23 protein-coding genes and 1 pseudogene are annotated in these 17,811 nt (G+C 36.7%); 17 read left to right on the top strand and 7 right to left on the bottom strand.

Translation table 11 applies throughout. The features are described from left to right. The first annotated feature begins 3 nt into the window (after nucleotides 1-3). Both F959_RS12325 and F959_RS12320 read left to right on the top strand, forming a co-directional pair. Complete coding sequence (locus tag F959_RS12325) at nucleotides 4-618, top strand: MarC family protein (protein WP_029424907.1); 615 nt, start codon at nucleotides 4-6, stop codon at nucleotides 616-618. A gap of 538 nt (nucleotides 619-1,156) precedes the next feature. Continuing rightward, nucleotides 1,157-1,384: a hypothetical protein gene (locus F959_RS12320; RefSeq protein WP_004880620.1), complete on the top strand. Its 228-nt coding sequence runs from the start codon at nucleotides 1,157-1,159 to the stop codon at nucleotides 1,382-1,384. A 200-nt stretch (nucleotides 1,385-1,584) separates the two neighbouring features. Here the strand turns inward: F959_RS12320 and F959_RS12315 are convergent, their stop codons facing one another. Further along, the gene (locus F959_RS12315) at nucleotides 1,585-1,815 is read right to left on the bottom strand and encodes a hypothetical protein (RefSeq protein WP_004880619.1); all 231 of its coding nucleotides are present in this window, start codon (nucleotides 1,813-1,815) and stop codon (nucleotides 1,585-1,587) included. A gap of 291 nt (nucleotides 1,816-2,106) precedes the next feature. On the opposite strand from F959_RS12315, the gene F959_RS12310 reads away from it, so the two are divergent. Further along, nucleotides 2,107-2,718, top strand: a complete 612-nt coding sequence (locus tag F959_RS12310; protein WP_004880618.1) for a LexA family protein — start codon at nucleotides 2,107-2,109, stop codon at nucleotides 2,716-2,718. Nucleotides 2,719-2,723: 5 nt separating this feature from the next. Beyond that, entirely contained in the window at nucleotides 2,724-4,022 is a 1,299-nt protein-coding gene (locus F959_RS12305; RefSeq protein WP_004880617.1) for a Y-family DNA polymerase, read from the top strand. A 70-nt stretch (nucleotides 4,023-4,092) separates the two neighbouring features. Here F959_RS12305 and F959_RS12300 read toward each other — a convergent pair whose 3' ends face one another. From F959_RS12300 to F959_RS12290, 3 genes are all read right to left on the bottom strand, one after another. Then, nucleotides 4,093-4,557 carry an SRPBCC family protein gene (locus F959_RS12300; RefSeq protein ID WP_004880616.1) on the bottom strand — a complete coding sequence of 155 codons (465 nt, stop codon included), beginning with the start codon at nucleotides 4,555-4,557 and terminating at the stop codon, nucleotides 4,093-4,095. Further along, nucleotides 4,547-4,894: an ArsR/SmtB family transcription factor gene (locus tag F959_RS12295; protein WP_004880614.1), complete on the bottom strand. Its 348-nt coding sequence runs from the start codon at nucleotides 4,892-4,894 to the stop codon at nucleotides 4,547-4,549. Before F959_RS12295 ends, F959_RS12300 begins: the two co-directional genes overlap by 11 nt. Before the next feature lie 89 nt (nucleotides 4,895-4,983). Beyond that, the gene (locus tag F959_RS12290; protein ID WP_004880613.1) at nucleotides 4,984-5,901 is read right to left on the bottom strand and encodes a LysR family transcriptional regulator; all 918 of its coding nucleotides are present in this window, start codon (nucleotides 5,899-5,901) and stop codon (nucleotides 4,984-4,986) included. A 99-nt stretch (nucleotides 5,902-6,000) separates the two neighbouring features. On the opposite strand from F959_RS12290, the gene F959_RS12285 reads away from it, so the two are divergent. Further along, on the top strand, nucleotides 6,001-6,597 hold the full coding sequence (locus F959_RS12285; protein ID WP_004880612.1) for an FMN-dependent NADH-azoreductase: 597 nt from the start codon (nucleotides 6,001-6,003) through the stop codon (nucleotides 6,595-6,597). 97 nt (nucleotides 6,598-6,694) lie between these two features. Here F959_RS12285 and F959_RS12280 read toward each other — a convergent pair whose 3' ends face one another. Continuing rightward, a complete protein-coding gene (locus tag F959_RS12280) occupies nucleotides 6,695-7,795 on the bottom strand; it encodes an MBL fold metallo-hydrolase (RefSeq protein WP_004880611.1) in 1,101 nt (366 codons plus the stop codon). A gap of 540 nt (nucleotides 7,796-8,335) precedes the next feature. Between F959_RS12280 and F959_RS17015 the strand changes: the two are divergent. The 8 genes and pseudogenes from F959_RS17015 to F959_RS12240 form a co-directional block, all read left to right on the top strand. Beyond that, nucleotides 8,336-8,722 (top strand): annotated as a pseudogene (locus tag F959_RS17015) (hypothetical protein); the annotation flags it as partial. Nucleotides 8,723-8,739: 17 nt separating this feature from the next. Then, nucleotides 8,740-9,702, top strand: coding sequence for a 2-hydroxyacid dehydrogenase (locus tag F959_RS12270; protein WP_004880609.1), 963 nt, complete (start codon nucleotides 8,740-8,742; stop codon nucleotides 9,700-9,702). A gap of 101 nt (nucleotides 9,703-9,803) precedes the next feature. Beyond that, nucleotides 9,804-10,391 (top strand): 1-acyl-sn-glycerol-3-phosphate acyltransferase, encoded by a 588-nt coding sequence (locus F959_RS12265; RefSeq protein WP_004880607.1) that lies wholly within the window; start codon nucleotides 9,804-9,806, stop codon nucleotides 10,389-10,391. Nucleotides 10,392-10,582: 191 nt separating this feature from the next. Next, on the top strand, nucleotides 10,583-11,959 hold the full coding sequence (locus F959_RS12260; RefSeq protein ID WP_373278703.1) for a M48 family metalloprotease: 1,377 nt from the start codon (nucleotides 10,583-10,585) through the stop codon (nucleotides 11,957-11,959). 64 nt (nucleotides 11,960-12,023) lie between these two features. Further along, a complete protein-coding gene (locus F959_RS12255; protein WP_004880603.1) occupies nucleotides 12,024-12,518 on the top strand; it encodes a GNAT family N-acetyltransferase in 495 nt (164 codons plus the stop codon). A 62-nt stretch (nucleotides 12,519-12,580) separates the two neighbouring features. After that, nucleotides 12,581-12,946 (top strand): GFA family protein, encoded by a 366-nt coding sequence (locus F959_RS12250; RefSeq protein WP_004880601.1) that lies wholly within the window; start codon nucleotides 12,581-12,583, stop codon nucleotides 12,944-12,946. A gap of 40 nt (nucleotides 12,947-12,986) precedes the next feature. Then, entirely contained in the window at nucleotides 12,987-13,346 is a 360-nt protein-coding gene (locus tag F959_RS12245; RefSeq protein ID WP_004880600.1) for a hypothetical protein, read from the top strand. Nucleotides 13,347-13,489: 143 nt separating this feature from the next. Next, on the top strand, nucleotides 13,490-14,158 hold the full coding sequence (locus F959_RS12240) for a hypothetical protein (RefSeq protein ID WP_004880599.1): 669 nt from the start codon (nucleotides 13,490-13,492) through the stop codon (nucleotides 14,156-14,158). Nucleotides 14,159-14,210: 52 nt separating this feature from the next. Here the strand turns inward: F959_RS12240 and F959_RS12235 are convergent, their stop codons facing one another. Together F959_RS12235 and rpsU are read right to left on the bottom strand one after the other, a co-directional pair. Further along, a complete protein-coding gene (locus F959_RS12235) occupies nucleotides 14,211-14,657 on the bottom strand; it encodes a GatB/YqeY domain-containing protein (protein ID WP_004880597.1) in 447 nt (148 codons plus the stop codon). Nucleotides 14,658-14,686: 29 nt separating this feature from the next. After that, nucleotides 14,687-14,902, bottom strand: coding sequence for a 30S ribosomal protein S21 (gene rpsU / locus F959_RS12230; protein WP_004652785.1), 216 nt, complete (start codon nucleotides 14,900-14,902; stop codon nucleotides 14,687-14,689). A gap of 145 nt (nucleotides 14,903-15,047) precedes the next feature. On the opposite strand from rpsU, the gene tsaD reads away from it, so the two are divergent. The 4 genes from tsaD to F959_RS12210 are packed head-to-tail and all read left to right on the top strand — an operon-like array spanning nucleotide 15,048 to nucleotide 17,805. Beyond that, nucleotides 15,048-16,055: a tRNA (adenosine(37)-N6)-threonylcarbamoyltransferase complex transferase subunit TsaD gene (gene tsaD / locus F959_RS12225; RefSeq protein ID WP_004880595.1), complete on the top strand. Its 1,008-nt coding sequence runs from the start codon at nucleotides 15,048-15,050 to the stop codon at nucleotides 16,053-16,055. 1 nt (nucleotide 16,056) lies between these two features. Continuing rightward, entirely contained in the window at nucleotides 16,057-16,506 is a 450-nt protein-coding gene (locus F959_RS12220) for an AAA family ATPase (protein ID WP_004880593.1), read from the top strand. Between the two features lie 2 nt (nucleotides 16,507-16,508). Further along, nucleotides 16,509-17,264: a tRNA(His) guanylyltransferase Thg1 family protein gene (locus F959_RS12215; RefSeq protein WP_004880591.1), complete on the top strand. Its 756-nt coding sequence runs from the start codon at nucleotides 16,509-16,511 to the stop codon at nucleotides 17,262-17,264. Between the two features lie 40 nt (nucleotides 17,265-17,304). Next, nucleotides 17,305-17,805 (top strand): hypothetical protein, encoded by a 501-nt coding sequence (locus tag F959_RS12210; RefSeq protein ID WP_004880589.1) that lies wholly within the window; start codon nucleotides 17,305-17,307, stop codon nucleotides 17,803-17,805. The last annotated feature ends 6 nt before the right edge of the window (nucleotides 17,806-17,811 follow it).

Genomic DNA, 17,811 nt, shown 5'->3' with positions numbered 1-17,811 from the left:
GCAGTGACTTCTCCATATATTCATACTTTTATTTTATTTTTCTCATTATTGAATCCTTTTCTCATGAGTGTCTACATGATTGGTCTTATTCGCCATACGGAGACAAAGAGCTTCAATAAAGGGTTAATACAAGGTGCTTTGATTGCTTATCTTGCTTTCATTCTTTTTGCTTGGGGTGGGGAGGCAATCTTTAATAAATATTTGAATGTAAGATTTGAATCATTTCAAATTTTTGGTGGACTCATCTTTTTAGTGATTGGTTACCGATTCGTATTTCAAGGTGCGGACACGATTGGTGAAATGAGAGGAGCACCTGAACATTTAGCTGGCACAATTGCGATGCCGTTTATGATTGGTCCAGGAACGATTAGTGCAGCCGTTGTCACTGGTATGAAAATGAATCTTTTAGAGGCGGCAGCAGTCATTGGTCTTACGCTATTTGTGTCATGCAGTATATTAATTTTAATGAAGTTTTCGCATGATCATTTGAGATATAAACATGCAAAGCATATTGATCGCTATTTTGATATTGCTGGTCGATTGGCAGCCTTGCTGATCGGCACAATTGCCATAGATATGATTGTTACAGGGGTTATTAGATTAATCGAGCAGCAGTGAGGCAATTTAAAATTAGTTGATGATATTTTTGAAGATGAAATAGTTGTGCTTTATTCGCTATGAGACTTATGCTTTTTTAACGAACAATTGACTGTGATCAAATTAAAATGCCGCACACAAGTTGAACTCATATGCGGCACCATAGTAGGTGTATCAAACCGTGCGCTAACTTTATCAATAAATTGAGTGCTTGATGAGTGTACCAAGACTAATGGCTAATATGTGATGGTTAAATGTTGGTCGATTTCTCTTGGTTGAACAACTTGGTAGTCAATCGGCGCTGTTTGTATGCGTTAAATTTTATGTAAGTTATTGAACTTTGATTTTTACTTTAACTGATCACTATTGAAATATTTTAATTTTTACAAATTAATTGTAACTAGGAGGTAAGTTAAAAAACACTTTGCTTAGCTAATTTCAATGTGTTAGCAGCATAATTAATAAAAGTATAATACTTATAACTCTTGTTACAACGATTAGGTCGACAATCTTGATAAATTTTCCCATAGTCTTATAAAAGGCACTTTGCGAGGATATTATGGAAAGAGTCACGGTAATTATTAAGGATCAAGAAGAGAATGAATCTATTGTGATGGCACAGCTAAATGATTTTGAGGATCATGATCTGCCATTTTTCAAAAGAGTAGAGCATATTGAAGTTGAAGGTGAAGTTCTTTTCCCGAATATGGATTTACTTTTTGAAAATGAAGAAGATGGTAAGGTTTATCGGTTAGTCTCAGCTGTGGATGATAAAAGGTTTATTTAAAAAATGTTGAATTTGAAAATAAAATCCACCTACTCTTTAATAGGTGGATTTTTTATAATTGAATGTAATTATTATTTTAAAGGTATTGTTCAGTATTTTTATCAAGATTTTCTTGGTTTATTTTAATGGAAGATAAAATAATCTGAATCCTTACAGAATTAAAACCAGTGCTTTTACTAGAGCAATAAATTAAATTTTGACTAACTAATCAGATTAAGTCCTTTAACAATATCGTTAAATTCTGAGCCATTTAACCAAAAAGATTTTTTTAAGAAGAGCGTCGTCATAATACTTTCTGCTGCTTCACTATTTGGACTTTCACAAAATAAACCATAGCTATTACCAAGAACATTGTTGTCTTCGATCAGACGGATAAAGTAAGCATGTTGTTCATCAGCATAGCCAAGAATAGCATCACGTCGATTGTTCATTTTTCATGTCTCCACATCAAAAATATTTGAATAAAACCTAACTGCTGAGAGACCAGATATATTACTTTTTAGATCAATTACTTAGCAGAATTAATGTTGAGTTAAACTCTGTAAGTAATTGATTTTAAAGCATTAATTTTAGTTTGTTTACATCCTTGTTTAAATCAAACAAGCTAAAATCTGATCTATGAAATTTATTCTTATGCAAAAAATATTATTCGTCAACTTGAATTTGTAACTTTTTCAAGTTAAATTATTTTCAAGCAATTAAAACTTGGGTAAGGGGGATTTATGGCTAAAAAAACTGAATCAGAGCATGGTGGTGCCAGAGCAAATGCGGGACGTAAAGCGCAATTCAGTGAACCCACCAAAGTGATTCGTGTTCCTGAGTCTCAAGTTGATTTCATCAAAAGTTGGTTACTGAATAATGTCAAAACAGGTGCACGTAGCGATCTAAGTACTTCGCTAAAAATTCAGAATGTTCAAGCGAAGAATGATCGAATTTACCATATTCCACTGGCAACGGAACGTGTTGCTGCTGGTTTTCCGTCACCAGCACAGGATCATGTTGAACAAGCTTTGGATTTAAATGAATTTTTAATTCGTAATGAAAATTCAACTTTTATCGTAAAAGCAAATTCACTTTCGATGTTGGATGTAGGAATTGATATTGATGATCCACTCGTGGTTGATCGAAGTATCCCTGCTAAGTCAGGTGATATTGTGATTGCCTTGATTGATAATGATTTTACTGTCAAACGTTTAATGATTGATCACCATTTCAGCCCCCCGAAAGTATGGCTCAAAGCCGAAAACCCTGATTATCAAAATATTTATATCACTGAGGGTCAAGAACTGGTGATTTGGGGTGTTGTCACTTATAACCTAAAACCGATGAGGTGAACTAGATGAGTTTGCCACAACGAATTTTTGCTTTGATCGATGTGAATAACTGCTATGTCAGTTGTGAGCGTGTGTTTAATCCAAAGCTAGAACATCGTCCTGTGGTGGTTTTGTCGAATAACGATGGCTGTGTGGTTTCTCGTTCTTATGAAGCGAAAAAGCTCGGCATAAAAATGGCAGTGCCATTTTTTCAGATCGAAGATTTGGTTCGACAGCATCAGGTGCAAGTCTTTTCCAGTAATTATGCGTTGTATGCGGAAATGTCTCGCCGTTTTATGAACATTTTAGGGAGTTTTGTTGATCCATGTGAGCAAGAAGTATATTCGATAGACGAATGCTTTTTAGAGTTCACCGCTTATCACGATCAATATGATTTAACCAGTTATGCGCAGCAGATTTTATCGACTGTGAAGAATTGGTTAGGTTTACCATGTTGTATTGGAATAGGATATTCCAAGACTCAAGCAAAACTTGCGAATCATTTAGCAAAAAATAATTCATGTTTTCAAAGTGTTTGTAACATGGTGGATGAGGATCCTTGTATCATCGAGGATTTATTAACGTATTTGCCTGTAGGTGAGGTTTGGGGCGTTGGACGAAAGATTCGACAGCGTTTAGAAAAAATGAATATCCATTCGGTGATGGATTTGGTCGAAGCTGATCCAAAGATGATCGGACAGCACTTTTCGGTTGTACTGGAAAATACAGTCAAAGAATTAAGAGGAATTGCTTGTTTAGAAATAGAGGATGTAATTCCAGATCGTCGCCAAGTACTGAGTAGCCGATCCTTTGGGCAACCAATTGAAGATAAGAATAGTCTAAGTGGTGCTTTAACTGAATTTACCTTGCGAGCAGTCGAGCGTTTGCGACAACAAAAATTATTGTGCAAAGCTGTTGGGATAAGTATTCGCACCAATCGCTTTAATAAAAATGAATATTATCGTCCTTATACAACCGTTTATTTGTCAGACTATAGTGATGATCGCCTAGACATTATCAAGGCAGTTCAACAAGGACTTGATCGTATTTATCAAGCAGGACATCGTTATAAGAAAGCGGAGGTAATTTTGCTTGATATTATTCCACAACACGCTCATGCCGTTGATTTGTTTCATAACACTGAGGAAATGATCGAACGACAAAATCTTTCAGCGACATTTGATTATATCAATCAAAAATTTGGACGTGATGTGATGACGCTCGGAAGACTGATTACACCGCATGGGCGCACATGGGCGATGACGCAAAGCTTTAAATCTCCAAGTTATCTTACGAAATGGAGTGATATTTTAAAAGTTTCTTAGCATATATGAATTGCTCTCAATAAAAAGACAGGTTTTATCCTGTCTGTTTTATATTTTGGGATATCGTGATTTAGAGCTTTTGAGCATAAGATTCTAATTGATCTACGACAGTACCCCAACCATGAAAGAAACCCATGTCTTCATGTTGTTGTCTTGCCTCAGGAGTACGATGGCGTGCAATCGCCGTATATTTTGTAGATCCATCATCAAGGTCTTCAAAAATAATCATCGCTGTCATAAATGGATTTTCACTCGGTTTCCAATCTTCAGTATAGGCATCGGTGAAAACTAATTTTTCACCCTCAATAATTTCTAAAAATACGCCGTTATTTGGAATAAGATTGCCATCCACATTAAATAAGGTGTTAAATTTTCCACCCACTTTTAAATCAATTTCACATGATTCAATTGAGTGCGGTTTAGGGATAAAGAAATGTTTAATATGTTCTGGAGTCGTCCAACATTCCCAAAGTAATGCGCGGGGTACAGCAACAGTTCTTTCTAGTTTTAGATCTGTTTGGGGATCAAGATTCATTTTTTCTTTTCCTTTGTAAATTGAGTGCATAGTCTTCTAATTGATTTAAGCGCGTTTCCCACATGGCTTGTTGTTCGTGTAACCAGTGTTGCACAGGGTTTAACGCATTGGGGCTAAGTGCATATGTTCTGACTCGGCCATTTTTTAGGGTCGTAATGAGCCCAGCTTCTTCTAGTTTTCTTAAATGTTTAAGAAAAGAAGGAAGGGCCATTGCATGTTCTTCTGCCAATGATGTTGTGGTTGCATCGCCATGCGACAGACGAGTCAATATTGCTCTGCGTGTTGGATCACTTAAAGCATTAAATAACAGATCAAGTTGTGAATCATACTTAGCCATAAGGGTAAGTATTGTGCTAAAAAATATTCAAGTCAAGAAAAACTTATCCTTATGGCTAAGTTTTGTTTGGCATATTTTAGATTAAAAAATTAAAATGCTGATTCTGATCTAAATTGTTTAGATAAATGTTTGACTAAGTGATCAATAGCCAAACGTGTTTTTAACGGCATAAATGATTGTGATGACCAAACTACATGTATAGGAAAGTTGATGGTTGTAACATCAGACAGTGTTTGTATCAGCTTTCCTTGTTGCAGTTCATCTTGAATGAGCCAGTCTGGTAGCCATGCAACACCAGCGCCCAATAAAACTGTATTTTTGATTGCTTGCATGTCATTCAGCATAAATTTGGCTTTCGGTTTAATCGAAATAAGTTGTTTATCCTCTGTCTGCAAATGCCATTTTTGTAAATAACCCGTGTGTGGATAGGTGATGGTAGTGTGATTTTTCAGATCATCTAAATGCTTAATTTCACCATGTTTTGCAAGATAATCTGCGGTAGCACACAGTAGCATACGATGATCACCTAACTTTTTAGCGATCAGTTGGTGTGTATCGGCTAAATGACCGATGCGGATGGCGAGGTCAAAACCATCCTCGATCAAATCAACAGTTCGATCATTGAAAGAAAGTTCAACTTGAAGGTCTGGATGTTGTTGAGCAAATTCAACTATTAACGGCGTAATAAATAGTTGGCCGACTAAAACGGGTGCAGAAATTCGTAATAAACCTGTGGCTGAGATTTTGCCTTGATCCAGTAAATGTTCAGCAGTATGAATTTCAGCGATAGCTATGCGGCTATGTTGATAAAAAAGTGCACCTTCATCAGTCAAGCCAAGTAATCGTGTTGTACGTTTAAATAAGGTCACACCTAACCGTTCTTCTAAACGAGCAATACTTTTGCTAATCGCAGATCGAGTGAGATGCAATTGTTCAGCAGCATTTGTAAAACTACCCGCCTCAACAACAGTGACAAAAATCGCAATAGTATTCAGTTCAGCATGCATAATTGTAGAGTTTTTGGAATCAATTTTAGGAAATAATATCACTTTTGTTGAAAATATTGTGATCGTAATATGGTGCTATCCACTTAATAGGGCATAGATATGACAAAGGTGTTAGTACTTAAATCAAGCATGATGGGTGAGCAATCTCAGACGAATCAGCTCATTGAGCAGCTTTTAAAGCAAAGAGCTGAACATGGCTTTCAAGATGATGTGATTACACATGACTTAACAACGCTGAATTTACCTGTATTAAATGCTGATATTTTTCATGCGCTACGTGGTGTCGAAAATGATTCACAGCAAATCCAAAAGATTGTGCAACTGTCTGATCAATTGATTGCAGAATTAAAGCAGGCTGACTTATTGTTGATCGGTGCGCCGATGTATAACTTGAATGTACCGACGCAATTGAAAAACTGGTTTGATTTGGTTGTACGTGCTCGTCATACCTTCAGATATACCGAAACTTATCCGCAAGGTTTGGTAGACGGCGTAAATGCAATTGTGGTCAGTAGCCGTGGCGGAGTACATTTAGGGCAGGCGACAGATGCTGTAAGTCCTTATTTAACATCAGTGTTAGGTTTGATTGGTATTCATAATGTTGAGTTTGTTTATGCTGAGGGTATGGATATTCCACCATTACGTGAAAATGCTTTAAAAGCCGCACATACGCAGATACTAAAACTCGCAGTCTGATTTTTTGAACAAATATTTCAAGCATTAAAAGAATTAGAGCATTTATCTAATTCTTTAAATGCGAATAAAAGTCTTTCGAATGGATGTTAGAACAAGGTTAGTGAATATTTTTCCACCATTGTTTGAAGTTTTGTTGATCATTATCGAGTTCAACTAATTCCCCAATCATTGGGGTGGCAAGTCGATAATTTCTTCTTTGTGAGTATTGAACGATACGTGTGATTGGCTCTTTCCAAGGATGTTTGGCTAAGCTAAATTTAGAGTGATGTACTGGAATCATATTCCGTGCTTTGAGTTCTTCAGTTGCTTGAGCAACCTCATCGGGATGACAGTGTACTGAGCGCCAAGCAGCATCATATTGACCATTTTCCATTAATGCCCAATCGAAAGGCCCATATTTTTTTCCAATCTCTGTAAAATGTTTGTCATAACCACCATCACCTGTATAGAAAACTTTTCTTTTAGGGGATTGAATAATAAATGAGACCCAAAGATTTTTGCCACCATTGAACGCACGTCGAGAATCATGATGTGTGGTTTCGGTAATAATGGTAATCCCGTCATCAAATTCGATTCGGTCGCCCCAATCTTTTTCAATCAGTTTATCTTTGGGATAACCCCAATATTCAAAATGCTCACCGACTCCCAATCCTGTAATGACATATCGAACTTTGTCTTTGAGCTTGAGTGCTGTTTCATAATCTAAATGGTCGTAGTGATCATGTGAGATGAGTAAGTAATCAATTGCAGGCAAATCCTCAACGCTATAAATATCTGTGCCTTTATATGCTCGAGTTCCCCATGGGAAAGGTGTTGCTTTACCGCTCATGACAGGATCGATTAGAAAGGTTTTGCCATGTAATTGCATAAACACAGAAGAGTGCCCAAACCATACAATCACATCTTGTTTGGGATTTAATGTTTTGAGATTGGTTTGAATAGAGGGGATGGGGTCTTTTGGATTACGGTGTGGGATGGTTTTAATGAAAGTTCTATACAGTTCGATGAAAATACTTGTATCTTCAGCGATACCAGATTTCTCCATTAAATTTCTAAATTGACCTTGGCGATAGTTGGGAGAGTTTTCAATCAATTGTAATCGTTCACCTGTTGGATTTTTACCAAACAATGGGTGCTGTGTGTACAAAATGCTGCTACCTAGTAGCAAGACAACAACGATAGCAAAAAGAATTAGCATAGATAGAATTAACCTTTTCATTTGAGCATTCGATTAACAACATTAATAAAAAGTCAAAGCGACAAAATGATGAAATATTGTCTAAAAATCGACGAATGAAAGATTGCCTATTCTTATTTAATATTTGCCTAATCTAACGAGATATGAGAAATGGCTTTTAGGATTTTTGGTGGGGGTTGTGATTGAACAAAACGAAGCCATTTAGAGGTGATCTGTTTATGTTAGACTATTCGACATTACAGTCATTCAAAATACTGTAAGTTAACGAAATGAGTAGGCGAGATGATTGGGCAGCAAAGAAATGTATTGGCAGCTTTGGGAATAGATGTTTGGATTCCTAGAGATGTAGTGTGCCAAAAAAATACTGCCTCAAGCATTTGGCGAGATCAAGCAGTTGAAGAAACTCCGCAAATACCACAAATGAGTTTTGAGACTGAAACACTCAAACCAGAAATTCAAACAAATGAAGTACAGCCACAAAAAATAAAACAAGCTGAATCTCCTCAAGTTGAAATTACAGAACAAGCATCTGTTCAAAAGGCGATTTCTGAAAAAGAACAGGTTGTCGTTAGTGCATCTGTGCAAGCATTTGAGTTGCAGATGTATGTGCTAGAAAATACTGCCATTTTGGTAGAAAGTAGCCAGTTAAATGATGAACAACGACAACTTTGGCGTAATATTCAAAAAGCAAAACTTGGACAATATGCTGAGCTGAAATGGCCATTTCCATTGGCTGGTTTCCAAGAGAGTAGAGGCTTATCTTCTTACATCCAAGGGTTCTTAGATGCATCGGCAAATAACAAAAAAATACTCTGCCTAGGCCAACTTGATTTTCTACAACATTCAAATCTCTTATATTTAGCGAGTTTAGAAGAAATGATCGCACAACCATTATTGAAAAAACGGTTGTGGCAACTTATGCAATAAGGTTCGGAAATCCAATCATGAAGAAAGTCGTTGTATTTAGCCAAATTGATCGAGAAGTATTAGCAAAACTACAGCAGAACTATCAAGTTGTTGTATTAAATCCCAAGCTTGGTGACATCAATGAACAGATTCGTAACGAAGTCGTGGATGCTGATGCGATGATTGGAGCAGGACGTTTACTCAATGAAAGTAATTTAGCGCCTGCACAAAAACTCAAAATCATTTCAACGGTTTCTGTTGGATATGACAATTATGATGTGAACTATCTAAATCAAAAGAAAATTTGGCTTGCAAATACACCTCATGTTCTTACGGAAACGACTGCTGATTTAGCTTTTAGCTTATTACTCAGCGCTGCGCGTAAAATTCCGCAACTTGATGCTTGGACCAAACAGGGGGAATGGAAACGTACCGTTTCTACTGAGCAATTTGGTGTAGATGTTTTTGGTAAAACCCTTGGGATCATTGGTTTAGGTCATATTGGTGCTGCAATAGCACGACGCGGATTTCATGGGTTCAATATGAACATTTTGTATCATAACCGCCGTGAAAAGATCGAAATTGCGCAGGCATTTAATGCAGAGTACCGAGAGTTAGATCAATTGCTACAACAATCTGATTTTGTCGTGGTTGCCGTTGATTTAAATGCTGAATCAAAAGCCTTGATGGGTGCTGAACAGTTTAACCTTATGCAGAAACATGCGGTATTTATCAACATTGCTCGTGGTTCAGTGGTTGATGAAAATGCTTTGATTGAAGCTTTACAACAACAGAAAATCTTTGCAGCTGGTTTAGATGTTTATGCCAAAGAACCCTTGCAAACATCACCATTATTTGAATTAGAAAATGTTGTCACAGCTCCGCATATTGGCTCAGCGACAGCTGAGACACGCCAGAAAATGGTAAATCTCGCTTATCAAAATTTAGTAGATGCCTTAGAGGATCGAACACCTCGTTACCTAGTGAATCCTCAGTTCTGATAAAACCGATTTAATTGCTGAATTAATCAGCGATGCTATCTATTTAAAAAAATCAATATTGATACACTTGCGCCCTTTGATGACTTTATCTTGGGGCGTCTGTGTTTGAGAAATTAGCTGAACAAAGTTTAGGATTAATGGGATGGAAAATCGACAATCATTGGGATTTAAATATCGACCAATGTGTCATGATCGCAGCTCCTCATACAAGCAATTGGGATGCACTGTATGCACGTTTGGCACTAAAAGCCTTAGGTGTAAATGTTCGATTAACGATTAAAGACAGTTATATGAAGTTGCCATTTGGGCCTTTTGTACGTGCAATGGGCGGAATTGGAATCGATCGAAGCATCAAACAACAAGGCCAAGAACGACCAAGTATGGTTCAGTTGATGAGTGATCTTTTCAAGACTCATCCAAAGCTTGTCATGTTAGTCACACCAGAAGGTACTCGTGCTAAACAGGAACAATGGAAAACAGGTTTTTATCATGTTGCAATGACAGCAGGTGTGCCGATTGCATTGGCTTATATGGATTATGCGAAGAAAAAAACGGGCGTAGGAAAAATCATTTATCCTACAGGGGATTATGAAAAAGACATGACCGAAATTATGGCTTTTTACGCGGAAATCCATGCTAAATTTCCTGAAAAATTCAGCGTAGATCAGCGCTATACTTCGGCTAAATAATTACGTCGATTTCAAAATTCATAAAATAAGGCGGGATTTTCCTGCCTTTTATAACACATTGTTGCAAATTTCTCCTTTTTTCAATGTTATATTGAATTTCTTTATTAAAATCATAGAGAAACCCTTTGAGATCGTTGCTGCTTGCATGTGGCTTATTTGCCACGACTCAACTTAGTCATACTCAGGTCTTTTTGCCAACGGTGACGGCTGCGCAAACAGAAGTACCTGAGATTGGAAGCGGTATAGGTTTACTCGATCAACAAAAAGAAAAATATATCGGTGAAAAAGTTTATCGTGAAGTTCATCGTCAAATGCCAACTGTGCAAGATGCATGGTTGGAAGATCAATTTTTACAAGTATTTTCAGGTATTTTAAGCCAAACGCAATTGGGGCAACCCATTGGTCTCGTCATTATTAAAGACCCTCAAATTAATGCCTTTGCTGTTCCAGGTGGTTTATTTGCATTGAATACAGGTTTAATTACTTCAGCAAAAAATCTTGATGAAATTGCGGGCGTAATGGCACATGAGATCGCACACGTTGCGCAAAGACACTATAGCCGCTCTCAAGAAGCATTTAAGGGGCAAGGTTTACTTGCATTGGCTGGGATTCTTGTCGGCGCTGCTATTGCATCTCAGGCCGATGGTAATGCGGGTGCAGCTGTAATGATGGGAACTCAAGCGGCACTAATGGATAAGCAATTGAGTTATAGCCGTAATCAAGAGCGTGAAGCAGATCGTATCGGGATGCAATTTATGTATGCCGCAGGTTATAACCCTCAGAGTATGGCGGATTATTTTGAAACCATGCATCGTGCCACTAGTCGTGTCAGCTTCTTACCAGACTTTTGGTTTACTCATCCTTTAACGACTGAGCGAATGAGCGAAGCTCGTTTACGCGCTAATCAACTACCTAAAGTCAGATCTAAAATTTATGATCTCGATTTTGAAATCCTAAAACTCTATACCTTGGTGGTTTCAAATCAGGCTACTGAAATCCAATTACAGTCGCTGGCGAATCAGAAAAATACCGCAGCACAATTAGCGCTGAGTAAGTTCTATCTTGAGCAAGGTGACTATACTCAAGCACAAGCGAATTTGGATTTAGTAAAGGTTAAACTTAAGAATCATGTGCTTGTACCTTTGATTCAAACTGATATTTATCTTGGGCAAAATAAATTAAGTCAGGCATTTAATAGTATTAATTCTGTTCAAAAAACAATGCCTGAAAATAGAGCGTTGTCTTATAAGTTGGCTGAGGTTCTGATTAGACAAGGGCAAATTATGGAAGCTCAAACATTAGTGCAGCGCTTTATCCATAAAAATCAAAGAGACATACAAGGTTGGCAGTTGTTGCAACAAGCTGCGAATCTAGATAAAAGTTCATCATTACAAGCTATTAATGTTTTGGGATATCGTGCTGAAGCAGAATATTGGTCTGGTTATGAAGAAAATGCGATTAAGTCGATGCTACATGCACAACGGTTAGCAAAAGGTAATATCGCGATGTCAGCAAAGATTGAATCTCGTTTAAAACAGATGCAAGATGAACGTCGGATGAGACTTTAAATGAAAATATTAAACTGAATTACTTCACTCAGAACATACTTAGGTTAGAGAACAGAACAGCTTTATGAATATCAAATTAGAAAAGTTTCACGCTCAAGATTTTGATGATTATTTTCAACTAGTTGGTAATGAAGAAGTAATGGCTATGATCACTGAAAGAGCGATACCTATAGATGAGGCTGAGCAGGATTTTCAATTACTTCTAGCAAATAATCAGTTACATCCAAACTTTGGTCATTTTAAGATTTTAGATGCTAGTACTAATGAATATATGGGCTTAGCTAAATTAGAAATTAAGAGTTTGTGTGACAGAGAAGCTGAGTTGGGATATATGCTTTTACCAAGTTTTTGGGGAAAAGGTATCGCTCGTAAAGTTAGTCAGCATTTACTTGAAGATGCCAAAAGCCAAAATTTGATTAATAAAATATTTGCGATTATTGATCCTAAAAATATAGCCTCACGTAAAATATTAACTAGTCAGGGCTTTATTCATAAAGAGTTTAAAGATTATGATGGGCTTCCAGGTGAAATACTTGAACTAAAGCAATGCCTTATTTGACTTACATTAAATTATAAAGCTTAAAGATAACTTATCGTTATAAAATTGAGGAGGAAATTATTATGATCAAAGGACAGTGTTTGTGTGGGGCTGTGCAATATCAATATCAGGGTGAGATTGAAAATAGTATTTTGTGTTACTGCACGGATTGCCAACAGGCTCAAGGTGCTATAGGCGGATGGAATAGTCCACTTGATCAAACTCAGTTTGAGTTCATTTCTGGGCAGGAACAGTTGAAAGAATATTTTCATACACCCAATAAAGCACGTGTCTTTTGTCAAAACTGTGCCAGTCCAATTTATTCATATCGTAAGGATTTACCCAATATCATTCGCTTACGTTTAGGTACGGTGACAGCAGGAAATATCCCTGCGCCGACTGAAGAATTTTTTACCGAGCATAAGCCAAATTTTATTGAATTAAGCTAAGATATTTGGCGTAAAGAAAAGCTGAGAAGTTACAATATTTATGAAGAATTTTTTTTGTTTTATTTTCGCATTCAGTGCGGCGGGGATGAGTATTGCAGCATCAGTCGAGCAATACGTAAATTCAGTTGAGAAAATTCGTGGGGTCTACGCACAGGATATTCGTGGTTTTTTACGAAGTTTAAATCCGCAAACAACACAATTTACACCTGAGCAGCAGGCTAAATATTGCCAGATTAATCAGCGTTATATTCAAGATATGTCAGATGCGATTGAGAAAAATCGATCATCATTACCACAACAATACGCGAGTATGACTAAGCAAGATTTAATCAAGCAAGTGGTTGAGTCAAAAGAGATGCAAATGCTTGCGAAATATAATGTTCAGTGTGATTTTAAATAATAAGGAAGCTTTGGGTTTATAAGGAATCGAATCTATTACAGCCCGAAATTAAATTAAGATTTTTGTAGAGGCTGATGGTAATCAGCCCATTGAACCCTACAACAAAATTTATTTGGATTGATATTTTAATAAGAGCATAAAAAATGACAGGATTTGTTGCAGGGACATTGGTGCATACAGATAAAGGTTTAGTACCAATCCAGGAGATTAAAGTTGGGGATCGGGTGTTGTCTCGTCCTGAAAATAGAGGTTGTGATGCGCCTATAGAATATAAAATAGTGGAAAAAGTATTCTGTTCTGGAGAAGATAATATTATTCAACTGCCTTATATATGTGAGTCTGAATTTAAAATTATAAAAGTTATTTACTTAACAGATTATCATGCTATTTGGCATGAAAGAGAAAAAAAGTGGATACCTGCAATAAAACTAGAAAATGGTGACGAACTTTCTTTTATTAAAAATGAAAAGATTTTTTTTGTTTATGGAGTATCTGAAGTTTTGAATTTTAAAGATGATGGAAGTATTGGTTATTGTAATCATTATTTACATAATTCATTAGGTTATAGTGTTGGGCACTCATTTGTCTATAAGGGGAAATATTCTATAAAAACTGATTATTTGCAGAATAATGATTTATCTAATCAATACTCTCGATATATTGATGATTTTGAAAGCTTCGATATAGGAAGCAATGTTTATCCTGAAAATTTTGGTGGTTTAAGTAGATTTAAAATAAAAGTTTATAATTTAGATGTTGAAGATCATCATACTTATTTCGTTGGAGATGCTGGTATATGGGTTCACTGTTAAAATGAATCCAGTTTTTAGTTGGATAGATTGTATAAAGGGGGAGTCAAGCAGCTTAGCTTAATTTTGCTTTAATTTTAGCAGATACTTGTGCAGGATCGGCACGCCCGGCTATGATCGGACGTAGAGAATTCATCACCTTACCCATATCTTTCATGCTAGTAGCTTCTTGAGCAGCAATCGTTTGCTCAATGATAGAATCAAGCTCTTCCTCAGTCATAGCTTCTGGTAGAAATTGAGAAATAACCTCAACTTCGGCTTGTTCTTTACTAGCTAAATCTTCTCGACCAGCACCTTGAAAGGCCTTAATCGATTCTTTACGTTGTTTAATTTGCTTTTCAATGACCGCAAGAACCTGAGCATCGTCAAGCTCAATGCGCTCATCGACTTCGATTTGCTTAATTGCTGCCTGTAGACCGCGAATAACCGTTACTGTTGCCATATCTTTGGCACGCATTGAAGTTTTTAACACGTCAGTAATTTGGTTTTTTAAAGTCGTCATAGTCTTTTCAGCAGTCAATCACAAATTAATTAGTAAAGGCGAGTAGTACGTACAGATTCGCGAGTCAATTTCTTTTGATAACGCTTAACTGCAGCAGCTTTTTTACGCTTACGTTCTTGAGTTGGTTTCTCATAGAATTCGCGCTTACGAACGTCTGCTAAAACACCAGCTTTTTCGCATGAACGCTTGAAACGACGGATAGCTACGTCTACTGGTTCGCCTTCTTTCAACTTAACTTGTGGCATGTAAAATCCTCTAAGATTATGGATAAGATCTAACGCACTATTGCACTAGATCGCAAGTGAAGGTCAGTATTTTACTCATTTACAACTCAGATCACAAGTCTATAATAGCTTCGATATTATTTTTGATCGTTGTAAAGGCAGTTTAATGATTGTTTTGGGCTTAGAAACTTCGTGTGATGAAACTGGGTTAGCACTCTATGATAGCGAGCTCGGCTTACGTGGACAGGTTCTCTATAGCCAGATCAAACTGCATGCGGAATATGGCGGTGTTGTACCTGAATTAGCTTCACGCGACCATGTTCGTAAAATGATTCCATTGATAAATCAATTGCTTGAACAAAGTGGTGTTAAGAAGCAAGAGATTGATGCTGTTGCTTATACGCGTGGCCCTGGACTCATGGGCGCATTGATGACAGGTGCTTTATTTGGTCGCACTTTAGCTTTTGCGTTTAATAAACCTGCGATCGGTGTACATCATATGGAAGGTCATATGCTTGCACCATTACTTTCAGAAACTCCACCGGAATTTCCGTTTGTCGCATTATTGGTTTCAGGCGGCCACACTCAACTCATGGCTGCTTATGGTATTGGTCAATATGAGTTGCTTGGTGAATCTATTGATGATGCAGCAGGTGAAGCTTTTGATAAAGTCGCTAAAATGATGAAGCTACCTTATCCAGGTGGGCCAAATATTGCAAAATTAGCTTTACAAGGTGATGCACAAGCTTTTGAGTTTCCACGTCCGATCTTACACCAGGGCTTAGATTTTTCTTTTAGTGGTTTAAAAACAGCTGTTTCTGTTCAATTGAAAAAATTGGGTGAGGAAAATCGTGATGCTGATGTTGCGGCATCTTTCCAAGAAGCAATTGTGGATACTTTAGTTAAAAAATCTGTCAAAGCGCTTAAGCAAACAGGTCTAAAAAGATTAGTGATTGCGGGTGGTGTGAGTGCCAATGTTTGCTTACGTGAGCAATTAGAAACCTCTTTGAAAAAGGTCAAAGCGCAAGTTTATTATGCTGAACCTGCATTATGCACAGATAATGGGGCAATGATTGCCTTTGCAGGCTATCAGCGTTTGAAAGCTGGTCAGCATGATGGTTTAGCTGTAACAACGACACCAAGATGGCCGATGACTGAGTTAAAGCCAACCTAAGATGGAACTCATAATATTTGTTGGTTGTCAGGCTTCAGGTAAATCCACTTTTTTTAAGCAATACTTTTCAGATACCCATATTCGCTTAAATTTGGACATGTTGAAAACGCGTCACCGTGAAAAGATATTTTTTCAGGCTTGTTTAGAGGCGAAACAAAAGTTTGTTGTTGATAATACCAATCCAAGTAAACTAGATCGGAAAATCTATATTCAACAAGCAAAAAATGCTGATTTTAAAGTGATTGCTTACTATTTTGAGAGTTTTTTAGATGATGCGCTTTTACGTAATGAACAACGTAAGGGTAAAGCAAAAATTCCTCGAGTTGGCGTAATTTCTACTTTCAAAAAACTTGAACAGCCAGAACTCGATGAGGGATTTGATGAAATTTACAGAGTTTCAATTGATCAAGAAAATGACTTTAATGTTCGGTTGATTGGACAAAGAGAATAAAGATGCGCTTTGAAGATTTAGATACAAGATTAAGACAATATGAAACTGCAAATGATTTTTGTGTTCCAGCTGCAAATTATATTGTCGTTCGTTTAGATGGGCGTGGCTTCACTCGTTTAACCAAAGACATTTGGCAATTTGAGGCGCCATTTGATGTGCGCTTTAGAGATTTAATGGTAGAAACAACAAACCATTTATTACAGTGTGGTTTTAATATTGTCTACGGTTATACCCAAAGTGATGAGATTTCTCTTTTATTTCATTACAAAGAAGAAAGTTTTAATCGTAAAGAACGTAAAATTCTTTCTATATTAGCAAGTGAAGCTAGTGCAAAATTCTCTGTTATGCATGGTCAAATTGCTACATTTGATGCCCGAGTTTGTATTTTACCCAATGTACAGTTAGTAGATGACTATTTCCGATGGAGACAAGAGGATGCTCATCGAAATGCATTAAATGCACATTGCTATTGGATGTTAAGAAAGTCAGGTCATGCAGCAGGTGAAGCAACAGAAAAAGTTAAAGGGCTAAATCGTCAAGAAAAGCATGATTTACTCTTTTCACAGCAAATTAATTTTAATGAACTTCCCACTTGGCAAAAGCGTGGTACAGGTGTTTATTGGAAAGAAATTGAAAAATCGGGTCTAAATCCGAAATCTGGTGAAATTACACAAACGACAAGAAGGCAATTAGTTGCTGATTTTGATTTGCCTTTAAATGAATTCTATAGCGAATTTATACGTCAAAATTTTTTTTGAAAATATTTTTATGAACATCCGTTCATAATGGAGTTGTAAGTTGAAAATTTCTTATATTTTTACATGTGGTCGATTAGAGTCTTTATATAAGATTCTATGCCTCACTCAACAAGGTGAGGAGACGGCATCAAAAGAGAAAGTCATTGAACAATATAAAAAAGATCTTTCTGTGGGACGGTCATTTGAGGAAACTGAACTTTATCAATTGATTGAACAAAGTGAAGAAAAAATCGTGATCAATCGTTTGAATAATATTCTTCGAGATAAACCTGTTCAACAGAAGAAAGATTTTGATTTTCAAGAATATAAGACAGGTGCATGGTCTGAATTCAATGATTATAAGTTAGCAGTTCGATTCTCTAATGCAAAAACACTTTTGAGTGAAAAGCATTTTGAGAAAACTGGTGAATATATGACGAGTCGAGGTGTTGCAAAACTGACAGGGTTTAATCCAGCGAATATCAAGAATATGTTGCAACATAAAAGAGCTATCGTGAAAAAAATGCTCATTACATTGGAAAAATTAGCTGAAGATTATTGATATTAG

The organism is Acinetobacter venetianus RAG-1 = CIP 110063 (assembly GCF_000368585.1).
GTDB classification, from domain to species: Bacteria; Pseudomonadota; Gammaproteobacteria; order Pseudomonadales; family Moraxellaceae; genus Acinetobacter; species Acinetobacter venetianus.
The sequence above is the reverse complement of the archived record's forward strand: the minus strand, read 5'-3'. Positions and strand labels throughout refer to the sequence as shown.

Excerpts from the sequence above, each read along its gene's own strand:
- F959_RS12320 (WP_004880620.1), top strand. The coding sequence starts at position 1,157 with ATGGAAAGAGTCACGGTAATTATTAAGGATCAAGAAGAGAATGAATCT.
- F959_RS12315 (WP_004880619.1), bottom strand. The coding sequence starts at position 1,815 with ATGAACAATCGACGTGATGCTATTCTTGGCTATGCTGATGAACAACAT.
- F959_RS12310 (WP_004880618.1), top strand. The coding sequence starts at position 2,107 with ATGGCTAAAAAAACTGAATCAGAGCATGGTGGTGCCAGAGCAAATGCG.
- F959_RS12305 (WP_004880617.1), top strand. The coding sequence starts at position 2,724 with ATGAGTTTGCCACAACGAATTTTTGCTTTGATCGATGTGAATAACTGC.
- F959_RS12300 (WP_004880616.1), bottom strand. The coding sequence starts at position 4,557 with ATGAATCTTGATCCCCAAACAGATCTAAAACTAGAAAGAACTGTTGCT.
- F959_RS12295 (WP_004880614.1), bottom strand. The coding sequence starts at position 4,894 with ATGGCTAAGTATGATTCACAACTTGATCTGTTATTTAATGCTTTAAGT.
- F959_RS12290 (WP_004880613.1), bottom strand. The coding sequence starts at position 5,901 with ATGCATGCTGAACTGAATACTATTGCGATTTTTGTCACTGTTGTTGAG.
- F959_RS12285 (WP_004880612.1), top strand. The coding sequence starts at position 6,001 with ATGACAAAGGTGTTAGTACTTAAATCAAGCATGATGGGTGAGCAATCT.
- F959_RS12280 (WP_004880611.1), bottom strand. The coding sequence starts at position 7,795 with ATGCTAATTCTTTTTGCTATCGTTGTTGTCTTGCTACTAGGTAGCAGC.
- F959_RS12270 (WP_004880609.1), top strand. The coding sequence starts at position 8,740 with ATGAAGAAAGTCGTTGTATTTAGCCAAATTGATCGAGAAGTATTAGCA.
- F959_RS12255 (WP_004880603.1), top strand. The coding sequence starts at position 12,024 with ATGAATATCAAATTAGAAAAGTTTCACGCTCAAGATTTTGATGATTAT.
- F959_RS12250 (WP_004880601.1), top strand. The coding sequence starts at position 12,581 with ATGATCAAAGGACAGTGTTTGTGTGGGGCTGTGCAATATCAATATCAG.
- F959_RS12245 (WP_004880600.1), top strand. The coding sequence starts at position 12,987 with ATGAAGAATTTTTTTTGTTTTATTTTCGCATTCAGTGCGGCGGGGATG.
- F959_RS12240 (WP_004880599.1), top strand. The coding sequence starts at position 13,490 with ATGACAGGATTTGTTGCAGGGACATTGGTGCATACAGATAAAGGTTTA.
- F959_RS12235 (WP_004880597.1), bottom strand. The coding sequence starts at position 14,657 with ATGACGACTTTAAAAAACCAAATTACTGACGTGTTAAAAACTTCAATG.
- rpsU (WP_004652785.1), bottom strand. The coding sequence starts at position 14,902 with ATGCCACAAGTTAAGTTGAAAGAAGGCGAACCAGTAGACGTAGCTATC.
- tsaD (WP_004880595.1), top strand. The coding sequence starts at position 15,048 with ATGATTGTTTTGGGCTTAGAAACTTCGTGTGATGAAACTGGGTTAGCA.
- F959_RS12220 (WP_004880593.1), top strand. The coding sequence starts at position 16,057 with ATGGAACTCATAATATTTGTTGGTTGTCAGGCTTCAGGTAAATCCACT.
- F959_RS12215 (WP_004880591.1), top strand. The coding sequence starts at position 16,509 with ATGCGCTTTGAAGATTTAGATACAAGATTAAGACAATATGAAACTGCA.